The sequence below is a fragment of the Pseudomonas sp. A39 genome (assembly GCF_058145955.1).
Genome location: NZ_JBYVMD010000011.1, coordinates 13,045 through 38,191 on the forward strand (window position 1 = coordinate 13,045; position 25,147 = coordinate 38,191).

The 25,147-nt window shown below is 59.4% G+C and carries 28 protein-coding genes and 6 tRNA genes; 17 read left to right on the plus strand and 17 right to left on the minus strand.

The annotated features are described in order from the left end of the window. The first annotated feature begins 86 nt into the window (after positions 1-86). From AC3ZU9_RS10955 to AC3ZU9_RS10970, 4 genes are all read left to right on the plus strand, one after another. Positions 87-1,280 carry an MFS transporter gene (locus AC3ZU9_RS10955; RefSeq protein ID WP_490090696.1) on the plus strand — a complete coding sequence of 398 codons (1,194 nt, stop codon included), beginning with the start codon at positions 87-89 and terminating at the stop codon, positions 1,278-1,280. Positions 1,281-1,325: 45 nt separating this feature from the next. After that, entirely contained in the window at positions 1,326-1,637 is a 312-nt protein-coding gene (locus tag AC3ZU9_RS10960; RefSeq protein WP_012723137.1) for a cupin domain-containing protein, read from the plus strand. 107 nt (positions 1,638-1,744) lie between these two features. Further along, a complete protein-coding gene (locus tag AC3ZU9_RS10965; RefSeq protein ID WP_102061082.1) occupies positions 1,745-2,893 on the plus strand; it encodes a TDT family transporter in 1,149 nt (382 codons plus the stop codon). A gap of 67 nt (positions 2,894-2,960) precedes the next feature. After that, positions 2,961-4,829, plus strand: coding sequence for an MFS transporter (locus AC3ZU9_RS10970; RefSeq protein WP_093546647.1), 1,869 nt, complete (start codon positions 2,961-2,963; stop codon positions 4,827-4,829). A gap of 110 nt (positions 4,830-4,939) precedes the next feature. On the opposite strand, the gene sugE is transcribed toward AC3ZU9_RS10970, so the two are convergent. The 3 genes from sugE to rdgC all read right to left on the minus strand — a co-directional run bounded on the left by sugE (position 4,940) and on the right by rdgC (position 7,386). Beyond that, positions 4,940-5,254, minus strand: a complete 315-nt coding sequence (gene sugE / locus AC3ZU9_RS10975; RefSeq protein ID WP_010211634.1) for a quaternary ammonium compound efflux SMR transporter SugE — start codon at positions 5,252-5,254, stop codon at positions 4,940-4,942. Between the two features lie 106 nt (positions 5,255-5,360). Beyond that, positions 5,361-6,326, minus strand: a complete 966-nt coding sequence (locus AC3ZU9_RS10980; protein WP_046036527.1) for a bile acid:sodium symporter family protein — start codon at positions 6,324-6,326, stop codon at positions 5,361-5,363. Between the two features lie 139 nt (positions 6,327-6,465). Further along, the gene (rdgC, locus tag AC3ZU9_RS10985; protein ID WP_012723141.1) at positions 6,466-7,386 is read right to left on the minus strand and encodes a recombination-associated protein RdgC; all 921 of its coding nucleotides are present in this window, start codon (positions 7,384-7,386) and stop codon (positions 6,466-6,468) included. A gap of 159 nt (positions 7,387-7,545) precedes the next feature. On the opposite strand from rdgC, the gene AC3ZU9_RS10990 reads away from it, so the two are divergent. The 5 genes from AC3ZU9_RS10990 to AC3ZU9_RS11010 all read left to right on the plus strand — a co-directional run bounded on the left by AC3ZU9_RS10990 (position 7,546) and on the right by AC3ZU9_RS11010 (position 8,283). Next, positions 7,546-7,621, plus strand: a tRNA-Val gene (locus AC3ZU9_RS10990). A 19-nt stretch (positions 7,622-7,640) separates the two neighbouring features. Further along, a tRNA-Asp gene (locus AC3ZU9_RS10995) sits at positions 7,641-7,717 on the plus strand. A gap of 176 nt (positions 7,718-7,893) precedes the next feature. After that, positions 7,894-7,969, plus strand: a tRNA-Val gene (locus AC3ZU9_RS11000). 55 nt (positions 7,970-8,024) lie between these two features. Continuing rightward, a tRNA-Asp gene (locus AC3ZU9_RS11005) sits at positions 8,025-8,101 on the plus strand. Between the two features lie 105 nt (positions 8,102-8,206). Further along, positions 8,207-8,283, plus strand: a tRNA-Asp gene (locus tag AC3ZU9_RS11010). Between the two features lie 173 nt (positions 8,284-8,456). Here the strand turns inward: AC3ZU9_RS11010 and AC3ZU9_RS11015 are convergent. Then, positions 8,457-9,740, minus strand: a complete 1,284-nt coding sequence (locus AC3ZU9_RS11015) for an NAD(P)/FAD-dependent oxidoreductase (protein ID WP_064055137.1) — start codon at positions 9,738-9,740, stop codon at positions 8,457-8,459. A gap of 184 nt (positions 9,741-9,924) precedes the next feature. Here AC3ZU9_RS11015 and AC3ZU9_RS11020 point away from each other — a divergent pair. After that, positions 9,925-10,001: transfer RNA gene (locus AC3ZU9_RS11020), tRNA-Val, on the plus strand. 113 nt (positions 10,002-10,114) lie between these two features. Continuing rightward, positions 10,115-10,309 carry a hypothetical protein gene (locus AC3ZU9_RS11025; protein ID WP_043205656.1) on the plus strand — a complete coding sequence of 65 codons (195 nt, stop codon included), beginning with the start codon at positions 10,115-10,117 and terminating at the stop codon, positions 10,307-10,309. A gap of 30 nt (positions 10,310-10,339) precedes the next feature. On the opposite strand, the gene AC3ZU9_RS11030 is transcribed toward AC3ZU9_RS11025, so the two are convergent. After that, on the minus strand, positions 10,340-11,770 hold the full coding sequence (locus tag AC3ZU9_RS11030; protein ID WP_490090697.1) for an MFS transporter: 1,431 nt from the start codon (positions 11,768-11,770) through the stop codon (positions 10,340-10,342). 184 nt (positions 11,771-11,954) lie between these two features. Continuing rightward, on the minus strand, positions 11,955-12,500 hold the full coding sequence (locus tag AC3ZU9_RS11035) for a DUF4410 domain-containing protein (RefSeq protein ID WP_015884961.1): 546 nt from the start codon (positions 12,498-12,500) through the stop codon (positions 11,955-11,957). A gap of 340 nt (positions 12,501-12,840) precedes the next feature. On the opposite strand from AC3ZU9_RS11035, the gene AC3ZU9_RS11040 reads away from it, so the two are divergent. Genes AC3ZU9_RS11040 through pcp form a run of 3 tightly spaced genes read left to right on the plus strand, consistent with a single transcriptional unit; the run spans position 12,841 to position 15,153 of the window. Further along, positions 12,841-13,557 (plus strand): DUF969 domain-containing protein, encoded by a 717-nt coding sequence (locus AC3ZU9_RS11040; RefSeq protein ID WP_015884960.1) that lies wholly within the window; start codon positions 12,841-12,843, stop codon positions 13,555-13,557. Further along, positions 13,554-14,504, plus strand: a complete 951-nt coding sequence (locus AC3ZU9_RS11045) for a DUF979 domain-containing protein (RefSeq protein ID WP_015884959.1) — start codon at positions 13,554-13,556, stop codon at positions 14,502-14,504. Before AC3ZU9_RS11040 ends, AC3ZU9_RS11045 begins: the two co-directional genes overlap by 4 nt. Before the next feature lie 7 nt (positions 14,505-14,511). Next, positions 14,512-15,153 carry a pyroglutamyl-peptidase I gene (gene pcp, locus AC3ZU9_RS11050; protein WP_490090698.1) on the plus strand — a complete coding sequence of 214 codons (642 nt, stop codon included), beginning with the start codon at positions 14,512-14,514 and terminating at the stop codon, positions 15,151-15,153. A gap of 15 nt (positions 15,154-15,168) precedes the next feature. Here the strand turns inward: pcp and AC3ZU9_RS11055 are convergent, their stop codons facing one another. The 5 genes from AC3ZU9_RS11055 to AC3ZU9_RS11075 form a co-directional block, all read right to left on the minus strand. Further along, complete coding sequence (locus AC3ZU9_RS11055) at positions 15,169-15,393, minus strand: hypothetical protein (protein WP_015884957.1); 225 nt, start codon at positions 15,391-15,393, stop codon at positions 15,169-15,171. Positions 15,394-15,516: 123 nt separating this feature from the next. Then, positions 15,517-16,923, minus strand: a complete 1,407-nt coding sequence (locus AC3ZU9_RS11060) for a heavy metal sensor histidine kinase (RefSeq protein ID WP_490090699.1) — start codon at positions 16,921-16,923, stop codon at positions 15,517-15,519. Next, positions 16,920-17,591, minus strand: coding sequence for a heavy metal response regulator transcription factor (locus AC3ZU9_RS11065; RefSeq protein WP_015884955.1), 672 nt, complete (start codon positions 17,589-17,591; stop codon positions 16,920-16,922). The genes AC3ZU9_RS11060 and AC3ZU9_RS11065 overlap by 4 nt, the downstream gene beginning before the upstream one ends. Positions 17,592-17,633: 42 nt before the next feature. Beyond that, entirely contained in the window at positions 17,634-17,879 is a 246-nt protein-coding gene (locus AC3ZU9_RS11070; protein WP_046035329.1) for a DUF2790 domain-containing protein, read from the minus strand. Between the two features lie 114 nt (positions 17,880-17,993). After that, positions 17,994-18,776 carry an alpha/beta fold hydrolase gene (locus tag AC3ZU9_RS11075; protein ID WP_490090700.1) on the minus strand — a complete coding sequence of 261 codons (783 nt, stop codon included), beginning with the start codon at positions 18,774-18,776 and terminating at the stop codon, positions 17,994-17,996. A gap of 206 nt (positions 18,777-18,982) precedes the next feature. Here AC3ZU9_RS11075 and AC3ZU9_RS11080 point away from each other — a divergent pair, with 206 nt between their 5' ends. Continuing rightward, positions 18,983-19,660 (plus strand): HAD family hydrolase, encoded by a 678-nt coding sequence (locus tag AC3ZU9_RS11080; RefSeq protein WP_490090701.1) that lies wholly within the window; start codon positions 18,983-18,985, stop codon positions 19,658-19,660. Positions 19,661-19,679: 19 nt separating this feature from the next. Here AC3ZU9_RS11080 and AC3ZU9_RS11085 read toward each other — a convergent pair whose 3' ends face one another. The 3 genes from AC3ZU9_RS11085 to csrA all read right to left on the minus strand — a co-directional run bounded on the left by AC3ZU9_RS11085 (position 19,680) and on the right by csrA (position 20,725). Beyond that, positions 19,680-19,973: a DUF1652 domain-containing protein gene (locus tag AC3ZU9_RS11085; RefSeq protein WP_015884951.1), complete on the minus strand. Its 294-nt coding sequence runs from the start codon at positions 19,971-19,973 to the stop codon at positions 19,680-19,682. Positions 19,974-20,067: 94 nt separating this feature from the next. After that, positions 20,068-20,319, minus strand: coding sequence for a hypothetical protein (locus AC3ZU9_RS11090; RefSeq protein ID WP_015884950.1), 252 nt, complete (start codon positions 20,317-20,319; stop codon positions 20,068-20,070). A gap of 211 nt (positions 20,320-20,530) precedes the next feature. Beyond that, positions 20,531-20,725, minus strand: coding sequence for a carbon storage regulator CsrA (gene csrA, locus AC3ZU9_RS11095; RefSeq protein WP_003192511.1), 195 nt, complete (start codon positions 20,723-20,725; stop codon positions 20,531-20,533). A gap of 262 nt (positions 20,726-20,987) precedes the next feature. On the opposite strand from csrA, the gene AC3ZU9_RS11100 reads away from it, so the two are divergent. Beyond that, complete coding sequence (locus AC3ZU9_RS11100; RefSeq protein ID WP_043205649.1) at positions 20,988-21,353, plus strand: hypothetical protein; 366 nt, start codon at positions 20,988-20,990, stop codon at positions 21,351-21,353. A gap of 31 nt (positions 21,354-21,384) precedes the next feature. Here AC3ZU9_RS11100 and AC3ZU9_RS11105 read toward each other — a convergent pair whose 3' ends face one another. From AC3ZU9_RS11105 to AC3ZU9_RS11115, 3 genes are all read right to left on the minus strand, one after another. Continuing rightward, entirely contained in the window at positions 21,385-22,074 is a 690-nt protein-coding gene (locus tag AC3ZU9_RS11105; RefSeq protein WP_015884948.1) for an endonuclease, read from the minus strand. 4 nt (positions 22,075-22,078) lie between these two features. After that, complete coding sequence (locus AC3ZU9_RS11110; RefSeq protein ID WP_015884947.1) at positions 22,079-22,330, minus strand: DUF1654 domain-containing protein; 252 nt, start codon at positions 22,328-22,330, stop codon at positions 22,079-22,081. Between the two features lie 190 nt (positions 22,331-22,520). Then, positions 22,521-23,609, minus strand: coding sequence for an asparaginase (locus tag AC3ZU9_RS11115; RefSeq protein ID WP_015884946.1), 1,089 nt, complete (start codon positions 23,607-23,609; stop codon positions 22,521-22,523). Positions 23,610-24,170: 561 nt separating this feature from the next. On the opposite strand from AC3ZU9_RS11115, the gene AC3ZU9_RS11120 reads away from it, so the two are divergent. After that, positions 24,171-25,130, plus strand: coding sequence for a sugar ABC transporter substrate-binding protein (locus AC3ZU9_RS11120; RefSeq protein ID WP_015884945.1), 960 nt, complete (start codon positions 24,171-24,173; stop codon positions 25,128-25,130). The last annotated feature ends 17 nt before the right edge of the window (positions 25,131-25,147 follow it).

Below are 25,147 nucleotides of genomic sequence, written 5' to 3' on the forward strand. Positions count from 1 at the left end.
TGACCTTAACACAAAGAATTTGCTTTAAGCGCTGACGGGTAGCACACTCCGCAAAAGCAAAATATTAGCTTTAGCGGAGCGTGCGCATGTCCAGTCCTGTTTCCCATCGTTCCAGCCTGGTGTTCCTCGCGATCACCTTGCTGACCTTCCTGGCCGCTTCCAGCGCGCCGACGCCGTTGTACCACCTGTATCAGGAAGGCCTGCATTTTTCGGCGGGCATGCTCACGCTGATTTTCGGTGTCTACGCCTTGAGCCTGCTGGCGGCGCTGTTGACCGTCGGTTCATTGTCGGATCACCTGGGGCGCAAGCCGGTGATTTTTGCCGCACTGGTCCTGGATATGCTGGCGATGCTGCTGTTTATCCACGAAGACAGCGTGGCCTGGCTGATTGCCGCGCGGACCTTGCAAGGGTTTGCCACCGGCATGGCCACCGCCGTGTTGGGCGCGGCACTGCTCGACACCGATCGCCAGCAAGGCCCGCTGGTCAACAGCGTGGCACCGCTTCTGGGTATGGCGTGCGGGGCGATGGGCAGCAGTTTGTTGGTGGAGTTCGCGCCATTGCCGACCCAGTTGATCTATTGGACGTTGCTGGCCTTGATGCTGTTGCAGGCCCTCTATGTATGGCGCCTGCCGGAAACCGTGGACCGTATCCCCGGTGCTCTGGCGTCGCTGCGTCCGACCTTGCATGTACCGCCCCAGGCGCGCCGGGCGTTGTGGTTGTCGTTGCCGGTGGATGTGGCGGTGTGGGCGATGGGCGGGTTCTACCTGTCCCTCGCGCCGTCGCTGGTGCGGGCGGCCACCGGGTCGACCTCCAACCTGATCGGTGGCGGCCTGGTGGCGGTGTTGACCCTGAGCGGCGCACTGATGATTTTTACCCTGCGCAATCGCCCGGCCGATAAGGTATTACGGCTCGGCGCCGGGTTGCTGGCCATCGGGGTAACGCTGATCCTCACGGCGGTGCACAGCGCCAGCCTGCCATTGTTCTTCATCGCCACCCTGATCGCCGGCAGTGGCTTTGGCGCGGGTTTCCTCGGCGCCTTGCGCAGTGTGGTGCCGCTGGCGTTACCCCATGAGCGGGCAGGCTTGATGTCGGCGTTCTATGTGCTGAGCTACCTGGCGTTCTGCCTGCCCTCATTGTTGGCGGGGAACCTGATTCGCAGCTTTGGCCTGATCGAGACCACCGACGGCTACGGCGCAGTCCTGATCCTGTTGTCCCTCGGTGCGTTGATCGCATTGCTGCTGCAGGATTCGGCGCGGGTCAGGGCGACGACAGGCGGCTGATGGGTAATAATCGGTGCTCCGTATTGGCCTGATCGAGATTCAAGCATGAAGATCATCCGCAGCAAGGACTTCACCGGCAGCCGTGCCTGGGAAGCGCTGGACATCGCCACTATGAATGGCATCACCACGCGCCTGCACTGGACCGACCAGCCCTATCGCTGGCATATCAATGACGGCGAAGAAGTGTTTGTGGTGCTGGATGGCCGGGTGCACATGCATTACCGCGATAATGGCTTCGAACGGGTGGCGGAGTTAGAAGTCGGAGACATCTTCTATGCCAGTGTCGGCACCGAGCATGTGGCCCATCCCCAAGGGCAGGCGCGCATTCTGGTGATCGAATGCGAAGGCAGTGTTTGACGCTATATTGGCAAAGTAGATAACAGATAGAGATATTACCCGTTATATAGATATTCGATACGGTTCTACCATGGTCTCAACCTCATGCGAGGAAGAGGATTGCCATCATGACCTGCTCGAATACCCTCAGCTATAAGCCTTTCAGTCACCTCACCCGTCCACGGGAAGTGATCCGCCAGTTCACACCGAACTGGTTTGCCGCCACCATGGGCACCGGCGTGCTGGCGCTGGCCCTGGCGCAACTGCCGGTCCCTCTGCCAGGCGTGCACGCCATCGCCGAAGCGCTGTGGTTTTTCACCCTCGGCCTGTTTGTGCTGTTCAGCGGGTTGTACGCAGCCCGTTGGGTGATGTTTTTCCACGAGGCGCGGCGGATTTTCGGGCACTCCACGGTGTCGATGTTCTTCGGCACTATCCCCATGGGGCTCGCGACGATCCTCAACGGCTTGCTGTTATTCGGCCTGCCGCGCTGGGGCGCCGACGTGATACCGCTGGCCGAGGCGCTGTGGTGGCTGGACGTGGCCATGGCCGTGGCCTGCGGCGTGCTCATCCCGTTCATGATGTTCACCCGCCAGGAACACAGCATCGACCAGATGACCGCTGTCTGGCTGCTGCCCGTGGTCGCCGCCGAAGTTGCCGCCGCCAGCGGTGGGCTGCTGGCACCGCACTTGGCGGACGCGCATTCGCAGTTGGTGATGCTGGTGACCAGCTACGTGCTGTGGGCGTTTTCCCTGCCGGTGGCGTTCAGCATCCTGACCATCCTGATGCTGCGCATGGCCTTGCATAAACTGCCTCACGCCAATATGGCCGCGTCGAGCTGGTTGGCGCTGGGTCCCATCGGCACGGGGGCGCTGGGCATGTTGCTGCTGGGGGGCGATGCGCCGGCGATCTTCGCGGCCAACGGCCTGCCGGGTGTCGGTGAAATAGCCAACGGCCTCGGGCTGGTGGCGGGCATTACGCTGTGGGGCTTTGGCCTGTGGTGGATGCTGATCGCGGTATTGATCACCCTGCGTTACCTGCGCGCCGGTATCCCGTTCAACCTCGGCTGGTGGGGGTTTACCTTCCCACTCGGGGTGTATGCCCTGGCTACGCTCAAACTGGCGAGCCTGTTGCACCTGGCGTTTTTCAGTGTGTTCGGTAGCGTGCTGGTGGTGGCGTTGACGCTGATGTGGCTGATCGTCGCCAAGCGCACCGTGCAGGGCGCCTATAAAGGTGAGCTTTTTGTTTCACCGTGCATTGCGGGACTAGCGAATAAGTAAGCAGGATTAGGTAAAGTCGTGGCCTGAATGCTTTTACAAAAAAATAGGCCACGCAGGAACACGGACGATGAGCCACCCCTCGCAATTCACTTTGCTGCGCACACGGCGTTTCCTGCCGTTCTTCATCACCCAGTTGCTGGGGGCTTTCAACGACAACATCTTCAAGCAATCGCTGATCCTCGCCATTCTCTACAAGCTCACCCTCGACGGTGACCGCTCGATCTGGGTCAACCTCTGTGCGTTGCTATTCATCCTGCCGTTCTTCCTGTTCTCGGCCCTGGCCGGGCAGTTTGGCGAGAAGTTCAACAAGGATGCGTTGATCCGCGCGATCAAGATCGGCGAGATCGTGATCATGGCCGTCGGCGCGACGGGCTTCCTGACCAACCACCTGGAACTGATGCTGCTGGCGCTGTTTGCCATGGGCACGCACTCGGCACTGTTCGGCCCGGTGAAGTACTCGATCATGCCCCAGGCGTTGCACGACGATGAGCTGGTCGGTGGCAACGGCCTGGTGGAAATGGGCACGTTCCTGGCGATCCTGGCCGGCACCATCGGCGCCGGGATCATGATGTCGTCCACTCATTACGCACCGGTGGTGTCCGTGGCGATTGTCGGCGTGGCGGTGTTGGGTTACCTGGCCAGTCGCAGCATTCCGCGCGCGGCGGCGTCGACCCCGCAACTGCGCCTGAACTGGAATATCTTCAGCGAATCCTGGGCCACCCTGCGCCTGGGCCTGGGGCAGACGCCCGCCGTTTCGCGCTCCATCGTCGGCAACTCGTGGTTCTGGTTTGTCGGCGCGATCTACCTGACGCAGATCCCGGCGTACGCCAAAGAGTGGTTGTACGGCGACGAGACGGTGGTGACGCTGATCCTTACCGTGTTCTCGGTGGGTATCGCGCTGGGTTCGATGCTCTGCGAAAAACTCTCCGGCCGTAAGGTCGAAATCGGCCTGGTACCGTTCGGTTCATTCGGCCTGACCGTGTTCGGTCTGTTGCTGTGGTGGCACTCCGGCGGTTTCCCGCAGAACGTGCAGGCCAACGACTGGCTCGCCGTGCTCAGCTACGGTCAGGCCTGGTGGGTGTTGTTCGATATCCTCGGCCTCGGTGTGTTCGGCGGTTTCTATATTGTGCCGCTGTATGCGCTGATCCAGTCGCGTACCGCCGAGAACGAACGCGCGCGCGTGATCGCCGCCAACAACATTCTCAATGCGCTGTTCATGGTGGTCTCGGCCATCGTGTCGATCCTGTTGCTGAGCGTGGCCAAGCTGTCGATCCCGGAATTGTTCCTGGTGGTGTCGCTGCTCAACATCGCGGTCAACACCTACATCTTCAAGATCGTCCCCGAGTTCACCATGCGTTTCATGATCTGGCTGCTCAGCCACTCCATGTACCGCGTGGAGCATCGCAACCTGCAGGCTATCCCGGACGAAGGCGCGGCGTTGCTGGTGTGCAACCATGTGTCGTTTGTCGATGCATTGCTGATTGGCGGCGCGGTGCGTCGGCCGATTCGCTTTGTGACGTACTACAAGATCTATCGTTTGCCGGTGCTTAACTTCATCTTCCGCACCGCTGGGGCGATTCCGATTGCGGGGCGCAACGAAGACATCCAGATCTACGAAAAAGCCTTCACGCGTATCGCGCAGTATCTGAAGGAAGGGGAGTTGGTGTGCATCTTCCCGGAGGGCAAATTGACCGCCGATGGCGAGATCAACGAGTTTCGCGGTGGCGTAACGCGGATTCTCGAAGAGACGGCGGTGCCGGTGATTCCGATGGCGTTGCAGGGGTTGTGGGGAAGTTTCTTCAGTCGCGATCCGAAGAAGGGCTTCTTCCATCGCATCTGGTCGCGGGTGGTGTTGGTGGCGGGTGAGCCGGTGGATGGGCCGACACCTGCCAGGTTGCAGGAGTTGGTCGGTGGGTTGCGGGGGAGTGTCAGGTAGTGTTGGTTTTGGCTATACCGGCCTCATCGGGGGCAAGCCCCCTCCCACATTTTGATCTGTGAATACATTCAAACGGTGGGAGAGGGCTTGCCCCCGATGGCGGTAGTGGCTCAGGTGCTGATCTTGAGCCCAATCAGCCCACAAATGATCAACGCCACACTGGCCAGTCGAAACAACGCCATAGACTCGCCAAACAGGATAATCCCGGCAATCACGGTGCCTACCGCGCCCACGCCGGTCCAGATGGCATAGGCGGTGCCGAGTGGCAGTTCCTTCATGGCCAGCCCGAGCAGGCCGAGGCTGACGGCCATGGCGGCAATCGTCAGGGCGGTGGGCAGCGGCTTGCTGAAACCGTCGGTGTACTTCAGGCCGACGGCCCAGCCGACTTCAAACAGACCCGCAAAAAACAGAATGATCCAGGACATGATGACCTCCTAATATTAGGTGGGGTCGTCCCCGGATTAGGCGCTTGAGAGCGTCGCGGGGTCGTCCCCGCGAAGCCCGGTAGAGTGCCGAAAAGTGCTCGGCTGATCAAGTTTGTGACGTGTTCTCCAGGGCCCGACGGTCTTCCTTTTCGCTCATGCGACGGAAGTAAGTCGACAGCAACGCCCCGGAAATATTGTGCCAGACGCTGAACAACGCACTCGGCACCGCCGCCAGCGGTGAAAAGTGCGCACTGGCCAGCGCGGCGCCCAGCCCGGAGTTCTGCATGCCCACTTCCAGTGCCAGCGACTTGCGCTGCGCCAACGGCAGCTTGAACACGCGGCCGGTGAAGTAACCCAGCAGGTAACCGAAGCTGTTGTGCAGCATCACCACGGCCATGATCAACAGGCCCGACTCGGCGATCTTCGCCTGGCTGGCGGCGACTACCGCCGCGACGATGATCACGATGCTCACCACCGACACCAGTGGCAGCACGTCTACCGCGTGGCGAACCCGATCACCGAGCACGCGTTGTGCCAGTACACCGAGCACGATCGGCAGCAGCACCACTTGCAGGATCGACCAGAACAACTCCATGAACGACACCGGCAGCCAGGCCGAGGCCAGCAGCCAGATCAACGCCGGGGTGAGCAGCGGGGCGAGGAGGGTGGTGACGGCGGCGATGGCCACCGACAGCGCCAGGTCGCCCCGGGCCAGCCAGGTCATCACGTTGGACGAGGTGCCGCTTGGGCAGCAACCGACCAGGATCACACCGACGGCAATTTCCGGCGGCAAGTGAAAGGCCTGGCACAGCAACCAGGCCACGCCCGGCATGATCACAAAATGTGCGACCACGCCCAGCGCCACGCGCCATGGATGGCGGGCGACTTCGGCGAAGTCATCGAGTTTGAGGGTCAGCCCCATGCCGAACATCACCAGGCCCAGCAACGGGACGATGGCGCTTTTGAGGCCGATGAACCAACCGGGTTCGAGGAAGGCGACGACGGCGAAAATCAACACCCAGTAGGCGAAGGTGTTGCCGACGAAGCGGCTCAAGGCGGCGAGTGCACGCATGGGGGTGTCCTTTGTTGTTGGATTGAATCAAATGTGGGAGGGGGCTTGCCCCCGATTGCAGTCTGTCAGTCATAGGTGTTTTAACTGACAGAACGCTATCGGGAGCAAGCCCCCTCCCACATTTTGATTTTCACATGGTTTAGATGCCCTGCGGCGTCTCTTCACCGCCCAGCGCTTCAACCAACGCCGGCAGGAAGTCGCCGAACGTCAGCATCATGAGGGTAAAGCTCGCGTCCAGTTGGCCCAGGGCTTCTTCACCGCCGTCCTGTTCCGCCTGGTCTTGCAGCAGGTCTTCGAACTTCAGGCGCTTGACGGTCATCTTGTCGTCGAGCATGAAGGACAGCTTGTCCTGCCAGGCCAGGGACAGTTGGGTCACGACTTTGCCGGTGGTCAGGTGCAGCTGGATTTCTTCGCTGGTCAGGTCCTGGCGCTTGCAACGCACGATGCCGCCGTCTTCGTGGGTGTCGCGCAGTTCGCATTCGTCGAGGACGAAGAAGTCATCGGCCGGTTTCTGGGTGGTGACCCAGTCGGTCATGATCGCTGTCGGCGCGGTTTTCACCGTCAGTGGGCGAACCGGCAGGGTGCCGATCACTTCACGCAGGGTCGACAGCAGGTCTTCGGCGCGTTTCGGGCTGGCGGAGTTGACCAGGATCAGGCCTTGTTTCGGCGCGATGGCGGCGAAGGTCGACGAACGACGGATAAAGGCGCGCGGCAGGAAGGCCTGGATGATTTCATCCTTGATCTGGTCGCGTTCCTTCTTATAGACCTTGCGCATTTGCTCGGCCTCGATCTCTTCGACTTTCTCTTTGAGTGCGTCACGCACCACGCTGCCCGGCAGGATGCGTTCTTCCTTGCGCGCGGCGATCAGCAGGAAGTCACCGCTGACGTGAACCAGGGGAGCGTCTTCACCTTTACCAAAAGGTGCGACGAAACCGTAAGTGGTCAACTCCTGGCTTGCACAAGGGCGCGCCAGTTTGGTGGCCATGGCCGCTTCCAACGCCTCGGCATCAACAGGCAGATCTTGGGTCAGGCGATAGATAAGCAGGTTCTTGAACCACATGGGGTGAGTCTCTCCTTTATACAAAGGGGGGCATTATTCTCTTGATCACGCCCCAGGCCAACCCTGCCTAAGCCATTGGAAGCTATCAAAAAAAAGATTTAAGAAAGTGCTTGCCAGACCCAGGGTCGCTCCGTAGAATGCGCGCCACACCGAAACGAAGGGTGATTAGCTCAGCTGGGAGAGCATCTGCCTTACAAGCAGAGGGTCGGCGGTTCGATCCCGTCATCACCCACCATTCGCTTCATGTGTTACGCGCAGCGGTAGTTCAGTCGGTTAGAATACCGGCCTGTCACGCCGGGGGTCGCGGGTTCGAGTCCCGTCCGCTGCGCCATATTCGGTTACCTGGAACGCTGAACGCCAGGTCACCACAGAAAGCCCGCTCAATGAGCGGGCTTTTTGCTGTCCGGGATATGGAAAAAATCGCGCGGTAAACTTTTTTTAAATAAAGTACATTTAAATCAAGACATTACGATTTTTTGGTGTATGATGCGCCCACACCGAAACGAAGGGTGATTAGCTCAGCTGGGAGAGCATCTGCCTTACAAGCAGAGGGTCGGCGGTTCGATCCCGTCATCACCCACCACTTCTTGAGAGTTTTGCCCCAGGGCAAGACGCAACGTTAAAGGTTGCACCGACGCGCAGCGGTAGTTCAGTCGGTTAGAATACCGGCCTGTCACGCCGGGGGTCGCGGGTTCGAGTCCCGTCCGCTGCGCCATATTTTCCAGGTTCGATTCGTCGGGCTTGAGATCGAACAGCCGAGGCTGATCGGTCAGATGTTTAAAGACGGTTGAGGCTTTGAGCTCAGCTGGTCAAGCGATACGCAGCGGTAGTTCAGTCGGTTAGAATACCGGCCTGTCACGCCGGGGGTCGCGGGTTCGAGTCCCGTCCGCTGCGCCATATCTGCCTCAAGGCCCACTGAACGCCTTGAAGCACAAAGAAAGCCGTTGGCTACTTTGATCCGATAGCAAAGACCCTGGTCGAAAGACCGGGGTTTTTTGTGTCTGCGATTTGGCTCGGGGTGCGCCTCCATCAAACGGTGGCAGCAAGTGCGCTCCCACGATTGAGTTGGCTCAAAACCCCAGTTTATCCCGCAGCCCGTAATACCAGGCCCCCAACGCCGCGAACGGGGTGCGCAGCAGTTGCCCGCCCGGGAACGGATAGTGCGGCAGGTCGGCAAACGCATCAAAGCGCTCTGCCTGGCCTCTGAGTGCCTCCGCCAGTACCTTGCCCGCCAGGTGCGTATACGTTACGCCATGACCACTGCAGCCCTGTGAATAGTAAATGTTGTCGCCCAGGCGACCCACCTGCGGCAAGCGCGACAGGGTCAGCAGGAAGTTGCCGGTCCAGGCGTAGTCAATCTTTACGTCTTTGAGCTGCGGAAACGCCTTGAGCATCTTCGGCCGGATGATCGCCTCGATGTTCGCCGGGTCGCGCGCGCCATACACCACGCCACCGCCGAAGATCAGGCGCTTATCGTTGGTGAGGCGGTAGTAGTCGAGCAGGTAGTTGCAGTCTTCGACGCAGTAGTCCTGCGGCAGCAGCGTTTTTGCCAGTTCGTCGCCCAAGGGGGCGGTGGTGATCACTTGTGTGCCGCACGGCATCGACTTGGCCGCCAGCTCTGGCACGAGATTGCCCAGGTAGGCATTGCCTGCGACGATGATGAACTTGGCCCTGACCTTGCCTTCGGCGGTGTGCACCACCGGGTTGGCGCCGCGCTCGATTCGCACCGCTGCCGATTGCTCGTAGATCGTACCGCCCAGAGACTCCACGGCTGCCGCTTCGCCGAGTGCCAGGTTGAGGGGATGGATGTGTCCGCCACTCATGTCCAGCAAACCGCCCACATAGTTGTCACACGCCACTACTTCGCGGATACGGCGCTCGTCCAGCAACTCCAGTTGCGTGTGGCCGTAGCGCTCCCACAGGCGCTTCTGTGACTCCAGGTGGCCCATGTGCTTGCTGTTGAGCGCGGCGAACACACCGCCGTCCTTCAGGTCGCATTGGATCTGATACTTGGCCACCCGCTCGCGGATGATCCTGCCGCCCTCAAATGCCATCTCCCCCAGCAGCTGTGCCTGTTTGGGCCCGACGCTGCGTTCGATCACATCGATATCACGGCTGTAGCTGTTGACGATCTGCCCGCCGTTGCGGCCTGAGGCGCCAAAACCCACCTTGGCGGCTTCCAGCACCGTTACGCGAAAACCGTTCTCCAGCAGGAACAAAGCACTGGAAAGACCGGTGTAGCCGGCGCCAATCACGCACACATCGGTTTCGACTTCGCCTTGCAGCACGGGGCGAGGTGGAACGGCATTCGCGGAAGCGGCGTAATACGACTGGGGGTAGGGGGTGTTCGCCATCCTGCAACCTCTGTTTTATATTTTTTACGAGTGCGCCGATCCTACCTGAGTTGAAAATTGCCTGCCAGCCACCCGAAATCCACAGGTGTGCTCCACGCAAATAAAAAATTCGCATATTCATAGGGTTAGCTGCAAAAAAGATGTTGACACCCCTCCGGAATTCCGTAGAATGCCGCCTCACAGCAGGCACGTAGCTCAGTTGGTTAGAGCACCACCTTGACATGGTGGGGGTCGTTGGTTCGAGTCCAATCGCGCCTACCAAACAAAATCCGCTCTGCTGGGCGGTCTAGAAGGGCTCACCGAAAGGTGGGCCCTTTTTTGTTGCTTGTGATTTGAAAAACGTTTGCAAGCGCCAATCAAAAAGGAAGATGGTCATGGCGAGTAAAAAACTTGAATCGTTCCGGGCGTGGTTTACGCCGAAGCGCCGTCGAGGAGCAGGCGGTGCTTTATTGATTATGTGGATCATCGGACTGGTTGCGTATCCAAGCAACCGCTGGCTCTATGTGATGATTCCAGCGGTGATTTTTTTCTTCAGCGCCTGGCCGCCTGAGGTTCAGGATAAACGTTGAAGCACAGCGCCACCCACCGAGTTGGCTCACTCAACGTCGCGTCAACACGCTTTCCCCCGCCTGCGCCGGTAACCGATACACGTCCACCAGCGCCAACATCCCCAACACGGCGACCCCGACAAACGCTACCCGAAAATCCGTGACCTGGGCTTGAACGTCATGCCCCTGCACGCTCATGGACGCGCGCAACAACAACGCCGCCACCGTTACGCCCATGCCCATGGCCAGTTGGAACGACATGCTGAACAACGCCGACGCTTCGCTCATCCGCGCTTTCGGCACGTCGGCGAAGCCAATCGAGTTGTAGCAGGTGAACTGCATCGAGCGTGACAGGCCGCCGACGAACAACACCGCCGCAATCACTGCCAATGGCGTCTGCGCGGTGAACAAGGCGCAGGCTGCAATTGACACCACCCCGATCACACCATTGAGCATCAGCACCTTGCGAAACCCGAAGCGCTGCATGAGGGTCGTGGTAAATGGTTTCATCGCCAGGTTACCGGCGAATACCGCCAGCACCAACAGACCCGCGTCCACTGGCGATAAGCCGAAGGCGACCTGGAACAGCAACGGCAGCAGGAAGGGCAGGGCACTGATGGCCAGGCGGAACAGTGAGCCGCCGTAGATGCTGACGCGGAAGGTATTGATGGAGAGGGTTTCCAGCGGCAACAACGAATCGGGGTAATGCCGGCAATGGTGCACTGCCCACACCGACAGCAGTAGGCCTGCCGCCACCAGCCCGGCGCCAGGGATGAGCATTTCGCCAGCTTGGCTACCCAGCCATTCCAGCCCGCCGAGCAGCGCCACGCAGGCGCCTGCCAGCAGCACAAAGCCCTTGGCGTCGAACTTGCGTACGCTGGCCTCGCGGCCTTCAGGCACCAACCACAGCGCGACGATCAGTGCCAATGCGCCTAACGGCAGGTTCACGTAGAAGATCCACGGCCACGAGGCATGGGTGACGATCAACCCACCTGCCAATGGACCCAGAATCGGTGCGACCAGCCCTGGCCAGGTGATGATCGCGATCATGTTTACCAAGTCTTTTTTGTCGGTATTGCGCAGCACCGCCAAACGCCCCACAGGCACCATCAGCGCGCCACCGATGCCTTGCAGGAGGCGGGCAAACACGAACATCTCAAGGTTCTGGCTCAGGCCGCAAAGCAGTGACGCGAGGGTGAAGACGATGATCGCACCGGCAAATACCCGGCGCGCGCCAAATCGGTCGGCGATCCAGCTGGACAGCGGTATGAAGATCGCCACGGCGAGTAGGTAGGCGGTGATGCCGATGTTCATGTCGACCGGCGTCACGCCGAAGGCCGATGCCATGGTCGGCAGGGCGGTAGCTATCACCGTGGCATCGAGGTTTTCCATGAAGAAGGTCACGGCGACCACCAAGGCAATCAGGCGGGTTTGTACGCTGAGGCCGGTGTCGGCGCGGGTATCTGAAGGGGGTGTAGTCACCGATGCAGGCCCTTGTTCAGTGAAGGTCGCTTGGGCCTGACAATACCGGGTGGCCGTCTCAGCCGCTATCTCCGAGGAAAATCTGCAGCAACACCGGTTCAACGACCACCACCCCTTCAAGCCGCCTGTACGCCAAACCGATGTGCTTCCCGATACATTCGAGACATGCGCGCTCGGTGACGGTTTACTTGGCCTTGGCGTTCTTGATGTCGCTGATCATCTGCTTGGCAATGGCCTGTACTTGCTTCTGTGTCATGGCCGAGGCAATCCCTTCCCAGGCGGACGATGACGTGTCGTAGGTGCGCGAGCCAATGGGCGCGCCAGTCTTCAGGTCTGAGTAGTCGGCGCGGGAGAACACCCAGGCGTTGCCTACCAGCGCACCGGCGACGTACCGCGAGCCCGGTTCGATGTAACGGAACTTACTCACATTGATGCTGATGCCGACACCCTCTTCGCCACTCGGCGTCACCGAGGCACTTGGCGTGACATTGAAACCTGCCTGGCGGGCTTCCACCTGGAGTGCGTTGTTCCAGTCACGGGTCAGCAGGTTCCAGTCCGGGTTTTGCTCGACCTGACTGTCGCCTTTGATGCTGACCACCAGGTTTTGCTTGGCGGCTTCCGGGATGGCCAGTGCGACGCTGCCGCCGCTTTTGACCTTGGCGGCACATCCGCCCAGCATGGACAACGCCACAGCGCAGGAGAGCGCGATCAGGACCTTTTGGGTTTTCATAGAATTTCCATATCCATAACAGTAATGGGGAGGCGTGTGCTGATTTGAGGCGCACGCCTCGTAAAACAGGCGGCGCTAAGATGCGCGAATCCCTGCTGGTCTGTCCACATCTCGTTACATGCGCGCGCTTCAATCACCCACAAAATTTATTGGTTCGCAGCAACAACTTTTCTTGTTGGACACCTCCCGCTCTCAGGCAGCAAAGTTGCCGCCACTGACGCTCACCCTTTCGGGTCAACAATAAAAAACCGAGCCGACTGTACGCCACTTCTTGCTGTGAACCCTTTGTTCACATCCTGCTGTAATGGCGCCGCAGCGCGCACTTAAGGACCTCACCGCCATGCAAACTGTTGTGAACTTATGGCCGTTGATCGGCGTACTTGTGATCGTGGTTGGCTTCGTTTTGCGCTTCAACCCGCTGTTGGTGGTCACCGCCGCCGCTATCGCCACCGGGCTTGCCGCCCATTTCCCGCTGGAAAAAATCCTCGCCACCATGGGCGATGGCTTCCTTCAGACCCGTGCCCTGCAATTGATTCTGTTATTGCCCCTGGCGGTCATCGGCCTGTTGGAGCGCCATGGGCTGCGCCTGCATGCGCAGAACTGGATTGCACGGTTCGAGCGCGCCACCGTGGGGCGCTTGTTGATCATCTATCTGTTTGTGCGTGAATCCACGGCGGCCATGGGCTTGACCAGCCTGGGCGGGCACCCGCAGATGGTGCGCCCGTTGCTGGCACCGATGGCTGAGGGCGCGGCGGAAAAGCGCTACGGCAAACTGCCGGACAAACTGCGTCACAAGGTGCTGGCCATGTGCGCCGCGACGGACAACGTCGGCCTGTTTTTTGGTGAAGATATTTTTGTCGCCTTTGGTGCGATCGCGTTGATGCACACCTTCCTGCTCGGCTCGGGAATTGATGTGGAGCCGCTGCATATTGCGGTGTGGGGTATTCCTACGGCGATCTGCGCTTTCATCATCCATGCCATTCGCCTGCATCGGTTCGACCGACGGTTGACCCGTGAGATGACGCCGGCCGCCACGGCTGTGGAGGCCGCGCAATGATCATTTCCATTCAATACCTGTACTGGCTGGCCGGGGTTCTGCTGCTGATCACGGCGGGTATGATCCTGTTGGACAGGACCCACCCTAAACGCTGGTCCACTGCTTTGTTCTGGCTGTTGTTCGCCATTCCATTCCTGGTGGGGGAGCGCCTGCCGTCGGTGGTCATTGGCGCTGGCGTAGTGGTGATGGCGTTGATCGCAGGTTTAGGCGGTGTCGGCCGTGGCACGCATGTCGAGCTGCATGACAAGGCGTCCCGTGCCAGTGCCGGTCGGCTGGGTCACAAGCTGTTTATCCCGGCGCTGGCCATTCCGCTGACCACGGTGATCGGCTCGGTGGTGCTCAAGCACACCGAGATCGGCGGCGTACCGCTGTTGGACCCGAAAAACACCACCTTCGTCTCCCTCGGTATCGGCTGCCTGATCGCCCTTGGCCTGGCCTGCTGGCTGACCCGCGATACGCCGGTGCAAGCCTTGCGCGAATCCCGGCGCCTGACAGAAGCCCTGGGCTGGGCCATGGTGCTTCCGCAAATGTTAGCGATGCTTGGCTTGCTGTTTAACGAGGCCGGCGTCGGTACGGCTGTCGCGCATGTGACCACGACCTATATCAACCTGGATTTCAAGTTAGTGGCGGTGATGGTCTACGTGCTGGGCATGGCGTTGTTTACAGTGATCATGGGTAATGGCTTCGCGGCTTTCCCGGTGATGACCGGCGGCGTCGGCGTGCCAGTGCTGGTGGGTATCTACGGCGGCAATCCAGCAGTGATGGCAGCCATCGGCATGTTCTCCGGCTACTGCGGTACCCTGATGACCCCTATGGCTGCCAACTTCAATATCGTACCGGCGGCGTTGCTCGAACTGCCCGACAAGAACGCGGTGATCAAGGCCCAGCTGCCGACCGCGCTGATGATGCTGGTGGTCAATATTGTGCTGCTTTATCTGTTGATGTGAGGCCGAGATGCGAATCGTACTGCTGACGGGTTTCGAGCCCTTTGATCAAGACCCGGTGAATCCGTCCTGGGAGGCGGTGCGCCAATTGGAGGGGGTTCAACTGGCTGATGATGTGCAAATTATTGCGCGTCGACTGCCCTGCGCGTTTGCCACGGCGGGCGCGCGCCTGGCCCAGTTGATCGACGAATTGCATCCGGAGATGGTGATTGCTACCGGCCTGGGGCCGGGGCGGAGCGATATTTCCATCGAACGGGTGGCGATCAATGTCAACGATGCACGCATTCCCGATAACCTGGGCGAGCAACCGATTGATACGGCGGTGGCGCCTGACGGCCCGGCGGCTTATTTCACGACCCTGCCGATCAAGGCGATGGTCAGGGCCGTGCGCGGGGCGGGGATTGCCGCCTCGGTATCGCAGACGGCCGGCACGTTTGTGTGTAATCAGGTGTTTTATTTATTGCAGCATGCTTTGGCCGCGACGGCCGTACGCAGTGGGTTTATCCATGTACCGTATCTGCCGGAGCAGGTGACAGGTTCGCAGCGGCCCTCGATGGCGCTGGAGACAATGGTCGCCGGATTGCATGCCGCCGTACTGGTGGCGTGGCAAACGCCGGTGGATGCGAAAGAAGCGGGCGGGCAGGTCAGCTGACCGGCCCGACGCGTCTCAACCGGCAAACAGTCGGGTGAGCCCGAAGGTGATAGCGCAAGCCAGGCCTGTCATTGCGAATGCGGTTGCCACGTACCACTTGATAAGGTTCAGTTCAGTGGTTGCCAGGTCTGCCTTGGAAGCGAAGTGCTTATCCATGGAGTCTGCCCGGCCCGAAACGGTGATCAGCTTCTCTTTCATCTCAGCCAGCCCCTTTTCCATTACACCCAATCGTATTTCCATTCCTGAATCTCCATGTTCGTTGTTGCAGGCTCAGCCTTGAGCCAGAATGTGCTTGAGACGCGAGCGTAGTGTGGCGTGAGTCCAACGTTAAGAGGCAAACCTTTGCAAAATAACACCAGCCTTCTACGGCGAGTCCTCCCGCCGTGGAAAGAACAGCTCAAAGCACGTGACCCCCGCTTCACTGCTCACACTGTACCGTCCGTTATGCAGCTGCATGACGGTCGCCACAATCGACAAGCCCAGTCCGTTGGACTGAGCCGAGCGTTCCCGTGACTCATCTACTCGGTAAAACCGTTCGAACAGTCGCGGCAGGTGCTCGGCTGCAATGGTTTCGCCTCGATTGCTGACCCTCAGGTGAATGCCCTCGGCATTGGGCACCGCCTGGATCACCAGCTCAGTACACGGCGCACCATATTTAATGGCGTTGGCGCACAGGTTTGCCAGGGCCCTGCGCAGCAGCATCGGCTCCGCCCAGATCACCCCTTCACCTTCGGCGTGAATGCTGATCTGCACATCACCCGCCAAACCTTCAAAGTAGTCGGCGATGCGTTCTACCTCATCCGCTGCACTCAGCTCCTGACGCTGACGCAGCGCGCTGGCCGGGTCGGTCCTGGCCAGGAACAGCATGTTGTCGAGCATCCGCGCCAGGCGTTCAAGTTCTTCGACATTAGACGCCAGCAGTTGCTGATAGCTCTCGATGCTACGGCTCTGTTGCAGCGCGACCTGGGTTTCTCCCAGCAGATTGTTGATGGGCGTGCGCAGTTCGTGGGCCATGTCGGTGGACACCTGGCCCAGTTGAACAAAACCCTTGGCCAGGCGCTCGAGCATGGTGTTGAACGAGTCGATCATCGGCAGCAGTTCTTTCGGTGCGCCGTGGCTGTCGAGGCGTTCGGCGAGGTTGCCGACGCCAATGCCTTGGGCGTGTCGGGCCAGACGGCGCAACGGCAAAAGCCCGCGATGAACCAGCAGGTAACCCACCACGGCCAGGATGATTGCGGCCATGCTCGCCAGGATATAAACGCTCAAGCGATAGCTGGCGAGCACGGCGGTGCGCTCGGTCATCAGGCGTCCCGTAGTGACTTGCAGGCTGCCCAGGTCGCCGGAGTCGATGGAGGCCGCGACGGTGGCGAAGGGCACGCCATTGATGCTGGGAAAATGGTGCACGTCGGCGAACGTCAGTGCGTGGTTCTTGGGGACCGGAGGCACGGATGGCAGTTCGATATTGCCAGGGTTGACCGTCAGCAGCGGCTTTTGCCCCGGTGCGACAATCCTCAGTACCGACTCGCGGTTGCCCAGCATGTTCTGGAACAGTTCCGGCTTGGTCTTGATCAGGTCCAGGGTATTGCTGTCATTGAGCAGGTTGCGCAATTGATCGATGCGGTTGATCAAGGCCGCGTCGTCACGCATGATCAACTCCCGCTCCAGCTCGCGGTACAGCGCCACACCCAGGGTCGCCAGCAGCGCGAAGGCGAGGAGGGCGAAGATTAACGCCAAGCGCAGGGTCAGGGAGTAGTGACGGCGCTTATTCATGGTTGGGTATCGAAACGGTAGCCGATGCCACGCACGCTGTGGATCAGTTTGAGCTGGAAAGGGTCGTCGATTTTCAAGCGCAGGCGCCGCACGGCCACGTCTACCACGTTGGTGTCGCTATCGAAATTCATGTCCCACACCCGCGATGCAATCAGCGAGCGGGAGAGCACCTGGTCCTGGTGGGTCGCGAACAGGTGCAGCAAGGCGAACTCTTTGTTGGTCAAGGTGATGCGCGTGCCGGCGCGGGTGACGCGACGCTTCAGCACGTCGATTTGCAGGTCGGCGATCTGCAACTGCTCCTCTTCGCGGCTTGGCCCGCGGCGGGTCAGGGTGCGCAAGCGTGCTACCAGTTCAGCGAAGGAAAAGGGCTTGATCAAGTAGTCATCGGCGCCCAGTTCCAGGCCCTTGATACGGTCAGCGATGTCGTCGCGGGCCGTCAGAAAAAGTACCGGCGTGTCGGCTTCCTTGCGCAGACGGCGCAGCACTTCCCAGCCGTCCATTTTCGGCATCATCACATCCAGCACGATGACGTCGAACGGCGTTTCAAGGGCTTGGTGCAAGCCGTCCACACCGTCGCGGGCGAGGCTGACGGAGTAGCCGAGTTCCTGCAGGCCGTTGAGCAGGTAATTGCCGGCCTTGGGTTCGTCTTCGACGACGAGAATGTTCATGGGAAGTGCCCTGTCTCAGTGCGTGGCGCAAGTGTAGCCCGATCAATTGTCACTGGCGCAACCGATGCCTTGGACTTGGTAATCCAGCACGTGCTCGCGGCCCTGGCTGTCCAGATAGTCGAGTCGCGCCGGGACGATGCCGCATTGGCCGTAGGTGTCGGTGCTCGACAACACTTTGGCTACGTCCAGGTGTACGAAGAAGCCGGTTTTGTCGTGGATCACCGGTTCAGCAGCCAGTACGGAGCCGGTAGCGAGTAACGCGGCAAAGCCGAGGATAAACAGTTTCATGGTGGTCTCTCTTTTAAAGGGGTGGCCGCCGGTTCGTGGCGGTGAGTTCACAGTAACCAGGCGCCCCGAACAGCCAACCAACAGGAGGATGACAAGTTTGTAATGCAGTGTTTTTTAATGCAGGGCTTCGGGCGGACGGCCAGAGGCTTCGAGGATCAGGTCGGTGATTTCCTTGGCGTGGGACACCAGCGACAAGTGGCTCGACGGCAACTCGATGGTCGTGGCGTTCATGCGCTTGGCGAGGAAGCGCTCGAGGTCCGGGTTGATCGTCTGGTCATTCGCCGACACCGCATACCAGGACGGCTTGGTGTGCCAGGCAGCATTGACGGTACGGCCGCTGAACAGGGTCTTGGTGATGGGTTGCTGCACGGCGTACAACGCCAGGGCCTTGGCCTGCGGTACATCGGCGGCGAAGTACTTGAGGAAGGCGTCCTGGCTCAAGGTGAGGTAGCCGTCGTGATCTTCAACGCCAGCCCGCACCGGCATGCTCGGGTACTGGGCGGAGAGCGCGACGAAGTCTTCATTGGCGTCCGGTGCGCGGGCGGCCACGTACACCAGGGCGCTGACTTTCGGGTCGACTCCGGCATCGCTTACTACCGTACCGGCGTAGGAATGGCCGACCAGCACGGTAGGGCCGTCCTGTTGGTCCAGCACACGTTTGGTGGCGGCGACATCGTCGGCCACCGAGGTCAGCGGGTTCTGCACGGCGGTGACGTGCAGGCCGGCGGCCTGGAGGCGGGTGATCACCTCGGACCAACTGGAGCCGTCAGCCCAGGAACCGTGCACCAGCACTACGTTATTGGCTTTGACCGACGCGACAGTGCCGGCCAGTGCCGTGTCCGTGCCCAGCATCAGCAGGCCGGCGGCGATCAGGCAGAGTTTGCTTGCAGGTTTCATGGGGTACCCCTTTTCATCACTAGGAAGTGGCGTCATCCGGTGAGGGCGACTGACGACTCCACTGTATGAAGTGAGGGGGCCGACAAGACTTACAGCTTGATTACAAACCTGTAATGCAATCTATGTCGGTAGCGTTTACAAGCCCCGACGTGATCCGTAGATTGCACCGGGCTCATCATTTGTCACCGCCTATGAGGAACCGCACAGTGTCGATCCGAGGTCCCGCCGTATTCAACCGCCGTTACCGTGCCTTTCTGTTTGATATGGATGGGACTTTGCTCAACTCCATCGCCGCCGCCGAGCGGGTGTGGAGCATCTGGGCTGAACGCCATGGCCTGGAGGTGGCAGCGTTTTTGAAGACCATTCACGGTGCCCGCGCGATTGACACCATCACGCGCCAGGCACTGCCTGGCGTCGACCCTGAGGTTGAGGCGCAATGGATTACCGAGGCTGAACTCAATGATGTCGAGGGGGTTGTAGCGATTCCCGGCGCCGTCGCGTTTCTGAGCAGCTTGCCGGGTGACCAATGGGCGCTGGTCACCTCTGCACCCCGGGAATTGGCGTTGCGTCGACTGCAAGCGGCGGGCATTGCGCCGCCGGCGGTGCTGGTCACGGCCGAAGATGTGGCAATCGGCAAGCCGAACCCCGACTGTTACGTGCTGGGTGCGCAACGTTTGGGTGTACCGGTGCGGGAGTGCCTGGTATTTGAAGATGCGACGGTGGGCATTCGTGCGGGAGAAGCGGCGGGGGCGGACGTGATGGTCGTGACGTCGACGCATCACACGCCGATGGTTACCGAACATCCTTCGATTGACAGTTACGCGCAGCTAAACGTACAGCGCGACACGCAAGGCTTGTTGTACGTGCAGAACGCGGTGGGCTGATACGAAAAGGCCGAGCCCGTTACCGGTCTCGGCCTTGTTCCAGGCTGGCTGGGTCGGGGGGTTGCATTCGATTATTCCTAATGCCCTGGCGTGACAGCACCATCTCCCTGAGGATTTCATTCGCCAGCCGCGCAATCGCTTCGGCACCACGATAATGCGCGCGCACGATTCCGGTAATTGCGAAATGGTCGGTTTCCGGGCCGCTGAGCACGGCTGAAAGAGTCCCGTCGGCGTGCAACGTGCAGGTCACTTGATAGCTGGGCAGGCGGGCCGCCAGTGCTGATTCGATTTGGGATTTACTCAGGGTGTCCATCTGCTTGCGCGCCTTTTACGGAGGGGGCACGCCCAAGCATAGGTCCTGTTGCGGCGCTGTAAATACCGGTGATCTAATTACGGAGAACGACGCTTCAGCGTGTCGTTTGTCCATTAGTCCGTCGACACAATCTACGCTGCACGGTCTTCTGGATAGGCTTGAGACAAAACAGGAACAGGTACCCGCAGAGCATCAGCGTCAGGTCCAGCCAGGAGTGGGGTTCGGCAGAACCCGTGTCTTCTATTGCACACCTTAAGGCATAAGCCAGTCCGAGGAAGGCCAGCCCTATCAATAAGGCGATCATCCAAGACCTGTAGGCAAATGGTGGTGCGTTCGTAGGCCTCATCGACGTGCTCCTGAATGCACACGAATGGCGGGGGTGTCAGTCAGGAGATTCGGCTGTAAATGAAACAACAAGTTCCAGGCGTGAAGACAGTTTCATCTTTCCATGAAGATGAACACATTGGCGAGGTCAATCACGCAACAACACAAGATCAGTCCGAAGGCGTTTTCGCCAGCCGTTACAGTGAACGAAAGGGCTGGCTACTGAGGGGGCTTCAAGGCGTCTGGTTTTTGTCCGGAGCGGTCAGGCCAGCCTGGATGCGCTGGTAGATCTCCTCGCGATGCACGGCAACATCCTTGGGTGCGTTGATGCCGATTCGTACTTGCTGGCCGCTGACGCCCAGGATGGTGATCGTGATGTCATCACCGATGTTTATGCTTTCACCAACTTTGCGGGTGAGTATAAGCATGGACTTCTCCTTGATTACTTTTAAGGACACATGTTTCAGACAGGGCAGGTGTCGGATGTGTGTAGCTTACTGCTAAGCGCTTCCCTGTGACTGCCTCTTTTAGGACGCATAGAGGCGACATTAATTCCCATGGCGGCATCATACAGGTCTGCGATACATCATTCGCATTGTTTAAGCCAACGTTTATGACGGCCAGAATAGACAGTGAATGATAAAGTCGCCTCTTTATCTTTTAAGGAGCAGGGCAGTGCGTAAAGTAGCGATGGCAATTGCGGTGTTGGCATTGGCCGGTTGCGGTGAAGGCAAAAGCGTCGAGGCGCCCAAGGCCAAGCCTGCCGTGACCGAAAGCCAGCCCCAGACCGGTGCGATTGCCGCCCAGGAATGGGACGTGTGGGTAGGCCCGCCTGACCACAAGTTACAGGCGATCACCGACCTGACGGCCTGGTTGCTGGAGCACGGTTTCAATTTCTACATCGTGAAAGTGGACGGCAAGGACGAAGTCCTGCTGGGGCCGTTCGCAACCAAGGCTGAGGCTGAGGCCAAGCAGACGCTGCTCAACGAGAAGATGGCGCGCGCCAAGAAAACTGACACGATCTCAGAGGTCGTTGAGCATAAAACCGCGCAGTAACGGCCTGGCGGGGCGCAAGTCCCGCCCACGTTCAACCGCAGGCTTTCAGGTTCACCGGGCCGACAAACTCATTGCCACGCCCCATCACACACGCCACGGTCTGGTTGCGCTGGCGCTCCCAGGCCTGCACCGGGTAGGTCTTGTTCCAGGCTTCGTACAACTGGCGATCCTGTTTTGACAGGCGCAAGCCGTATTGCTTGCTCATGTAGAAGTAGGTGCGGGCGATCATTCCACGGATGGAGGGGCGCGGCATAACCTTCTTGGCCTTGAAGTCCACTTGGGTCAGGCATGAACCGTACTGCCCGCTTTGCACCGGCAGCCAGCCAAAACTGAAGTTGTTACGGTCACCGTTGACTTCGCCGATGCTCGGCACCAGGTTGTGCAGGTCGGCTTCGGCACGCTTGAACACGTCATCGTGGCGCGTGCAGTTTTTGCGCCCTCCGTCCTGCCAGCACTGGCGCTGATGCCCGATCTGCCAGGCTGGAACGATATGCTCCCACTCGATGCGCGCGGCGCGGCTGGCGTTTTTGCGCGGGACGTAGCCACAGGCTTTCAAGTCCACGCGGTTGCCGGTGTATTTACAGCCGCAATAGAACTCGGTGGATTGTGGGGCGTAAAGCTTCCAGGCGACTTTCTTGGCTTCGCTGAACGTTCGGGGGGCCTGGGCGTGGGCGGTGACGGCGAAAAACAGGCAGCACACCGCGATAAAACGGACACTCATTGAATCAATCTTCCTTCGGTACAACCCAGAAAATTTGCACACCACCGTCGTCCCGATAGGCGAGGGTGACGTTGTCGTTCTCCGCGATTTCCTCCAGCAAACGCGCCCACTCATCCTCTGGCTCATCCGGCAAGCGGAAGATCAACGCCGCCTTGGATTTCTGGGCGTTGGTCGAATTGATGATCTTTTGCACACGGATTGCCAGGCGTTGGTAGGCATCGGGCGGGGTTGGCACTGCGGAAGAGGACTTTGCCACGGAGTGTTCCTTAGTTTGCTGTACGCACATACAGTATTTAACTGTAGGCGATTTCGCAACTGCTTAAACTTCAAGGAGTTCGTCTGACAGCAGATCAGGCAATTTTATGTAGGGCGAAAGTGTATGTATCGAGGGTTTTTTGCGAGGAAGCAGGGGCGGGTAACCGCCCCTGCCAAGGTGTCACCAGGAATCAATATTCCCAGAACATCCGTTGCAACTCTTTGCTGTCCTGGGTCTTGGTCAGGGCGACCATTGCCAGGATGCGGGCTTTCTGTGGGTTCAGGTCGAGGGCAGCCACCCAATCGTATTTGTCGTCAGGCTGCTCGGCGTTGCGCAATACCATGCCGCCGGCATTGACGTGGGAAGAACGAATGATTTGTACACCTTGCTTACGCAGTTCCACCAGGGCGGGTACGACTTTGGAAGAAACGGAGCCGTTGCCGGTACCGGCGTGGATGATGGCTTTGGCGCCCGCTTGAGCCAGGGCCTTGTAGGCCGTGTCGCTCACGTTGCCGTAGCCATAGGCGATCTCAACATCAGGCAGGCTCTTGATGTTCTTGATATCGAACTCCGAATCCATGGTGTGACGCTTGGCCGGCAGGCGGAACCAGTAGGATTTGCCCTCAACCACCATGCCCAGCGGACCCCATGGGCTCTTGAACGCTTCGGTCTTGATATTGATCATCTTGCTGACGTCGCGACCCGACTGGATCTCGTCGTTCATGGTGACCAGCACGCCCTTGCCGCGCGCATCTTTGCTACCGGCCACAGCCACGGCGTTGTACAGGTTGAGCATGCCGTCCGCCGACATCGCAGTGCCTGGGCGCATGGAGCCGACCACCACGATTGGCTTGTCGGTCTTCTCCACCAGGTTCAGGAAGTAGGCGGTTTCTTCCAGGGTGTCGGTACCGTGGGTGATCACGATGCCGTCCACGTCCTTGCTGTCGGCCAGTTCGGCGACGCGGCGACCCAGTTGCAGCAGGTTTTCATTGTTGATGCTTTCGGATGCAATTTGCATCACTTGCTCGCCACGCACATTGGCGATCTGGCTAAGCTCAGGAACACCGGCAATCAATTGCTCGATGCCGACTTTGGCCGCTTGGTAGGTGGCACTGTTGGCCGCGCTGGCGCCGGCGCCGGCAATGGTGCCGCCGGTGGCGAGGATCACCACGTTGGACAGTTTGGTCTTGGTTTCAGCTTCCTTTGCCTGGGCGGCAACGGGGAACAGCAGCAGCAGGGCTAACGCGCCCGGAACAAAAGTCTTCAGTGCAGATTTCATTATTTTTCTCTCTGGTTTTTGATGAGTGCTGTAGCAGGTTCATCTAGAACACCCGGGCGGTTCTGAATGCCACGAGGTGATGGGGTAGAGCAGGATCTGTACCAGGCTGATTGTGTTCGCGGATATAAAACAACTTATTGATTTAAAACAGATTATATTGATGTTTTGTGGCGACGGCGCCAGTAGGCGTCCGGCTTTCCGAACATCGGACTGCCTTGCGTTCGGTTGTCCGAAAAAGTGGACGGTGCGTACTCGGCTAAGGCGTGAGTGACACCTACGGCCTGTCGTTTTAGAGAACGACCGTGCGCGCGCGATGTTTAGCGGCTGCCTTTGCAGGACAAGAGGGCGGGGCTCGATGGCTTGGATGAAAGGCTGTTTTCAACCGTTGACAAATCTCGACAAGGTTCTCATAGTTTGAATAACGCAAACGTTTGCGAGATGTTTCACGGAACACTCCTGGAGTATCGTGACAGCTCGTATCAGCCACCCAGGTGGGACGGCTGCCGAAGCGCTCTTCGGTGCAAGCGTTGCTCACAATAATCATAAGATCGGAGTGAACCCATGAAGCTGCCATTTGCTGGACGTCTTCTCGCTGTCGCTGTGCTAGCTGCCGCATCCGCCGCTTTACCTCTTTCCTCTGCATTTGCTGATGACGCCGCCGCCAAACCGAAGGTCGGCCTGGTAATGAAGTCCCTCGCCAACGAATTTTTCGTGACCATGCAAGATGGCGCCAAGGCCTATCAGAAAGATCACGCCGCCGATTTCGACATGATCACCAACGGGATCAAGAACGAAACCGACACCAGCGCGCAGATCGACATCGTCAACCAGATGATCCTCTCCAAGGTCAACGCTATCGTCATCGCACCCGCCGACTCCAAGGCGTTGGTGACCGTGCTGAAGAAGGCTTCGGATGCCGGTATCAAGGTCGTCAACATCGACAACCGCCTGGACCCGGACGTGCTCAAAAGCAAAAACCTCAATATTCCGTTCGTAGGCCCGGACAACCGCAAAGGCTCCAGGCTGGTGGGCGACTACCTGGCCAAGCAACTGGCCTCGGGTGACAAGGTGGGCATCATTGAAGGTGTACCGACCACCACCAACGCCCAGCAACGTACCGCAGGCTTCAAGGATGCGATGGATGCTGCCGGCATGAAGATTGTCTCCACCCAATCCGGCAACTGGGAAATCGACCAGGGCCAGAAAGTGGCGTCCGCCATGCTGAGCGAGTACCCGGACCTCAAGGCCCTGTTGGCCGGTAACGACAACATGGCCCTGGGCGCTGTCTCCGCCGTACGTGCGGCAGGCAAGGCCGGCAAGGTGTTGGTCGTGGGTTACGACAATATCGAAGCCATCAAGCCAATGTTGCAGGACGGCCGTGTGCTGGCAACCGCTGACCAGGCTGCTGCCCAGCAAGCCGTGTTCGGTATCCAGAACGCGCTCAAGTTGGTCAAGGGTGAGAAAGTCGACTCCAAGGATGGCGTGATCGAAACCCCGGTCGAACTCGTCCTCAAGAAGTAATCCTGGCAGCACCCAAC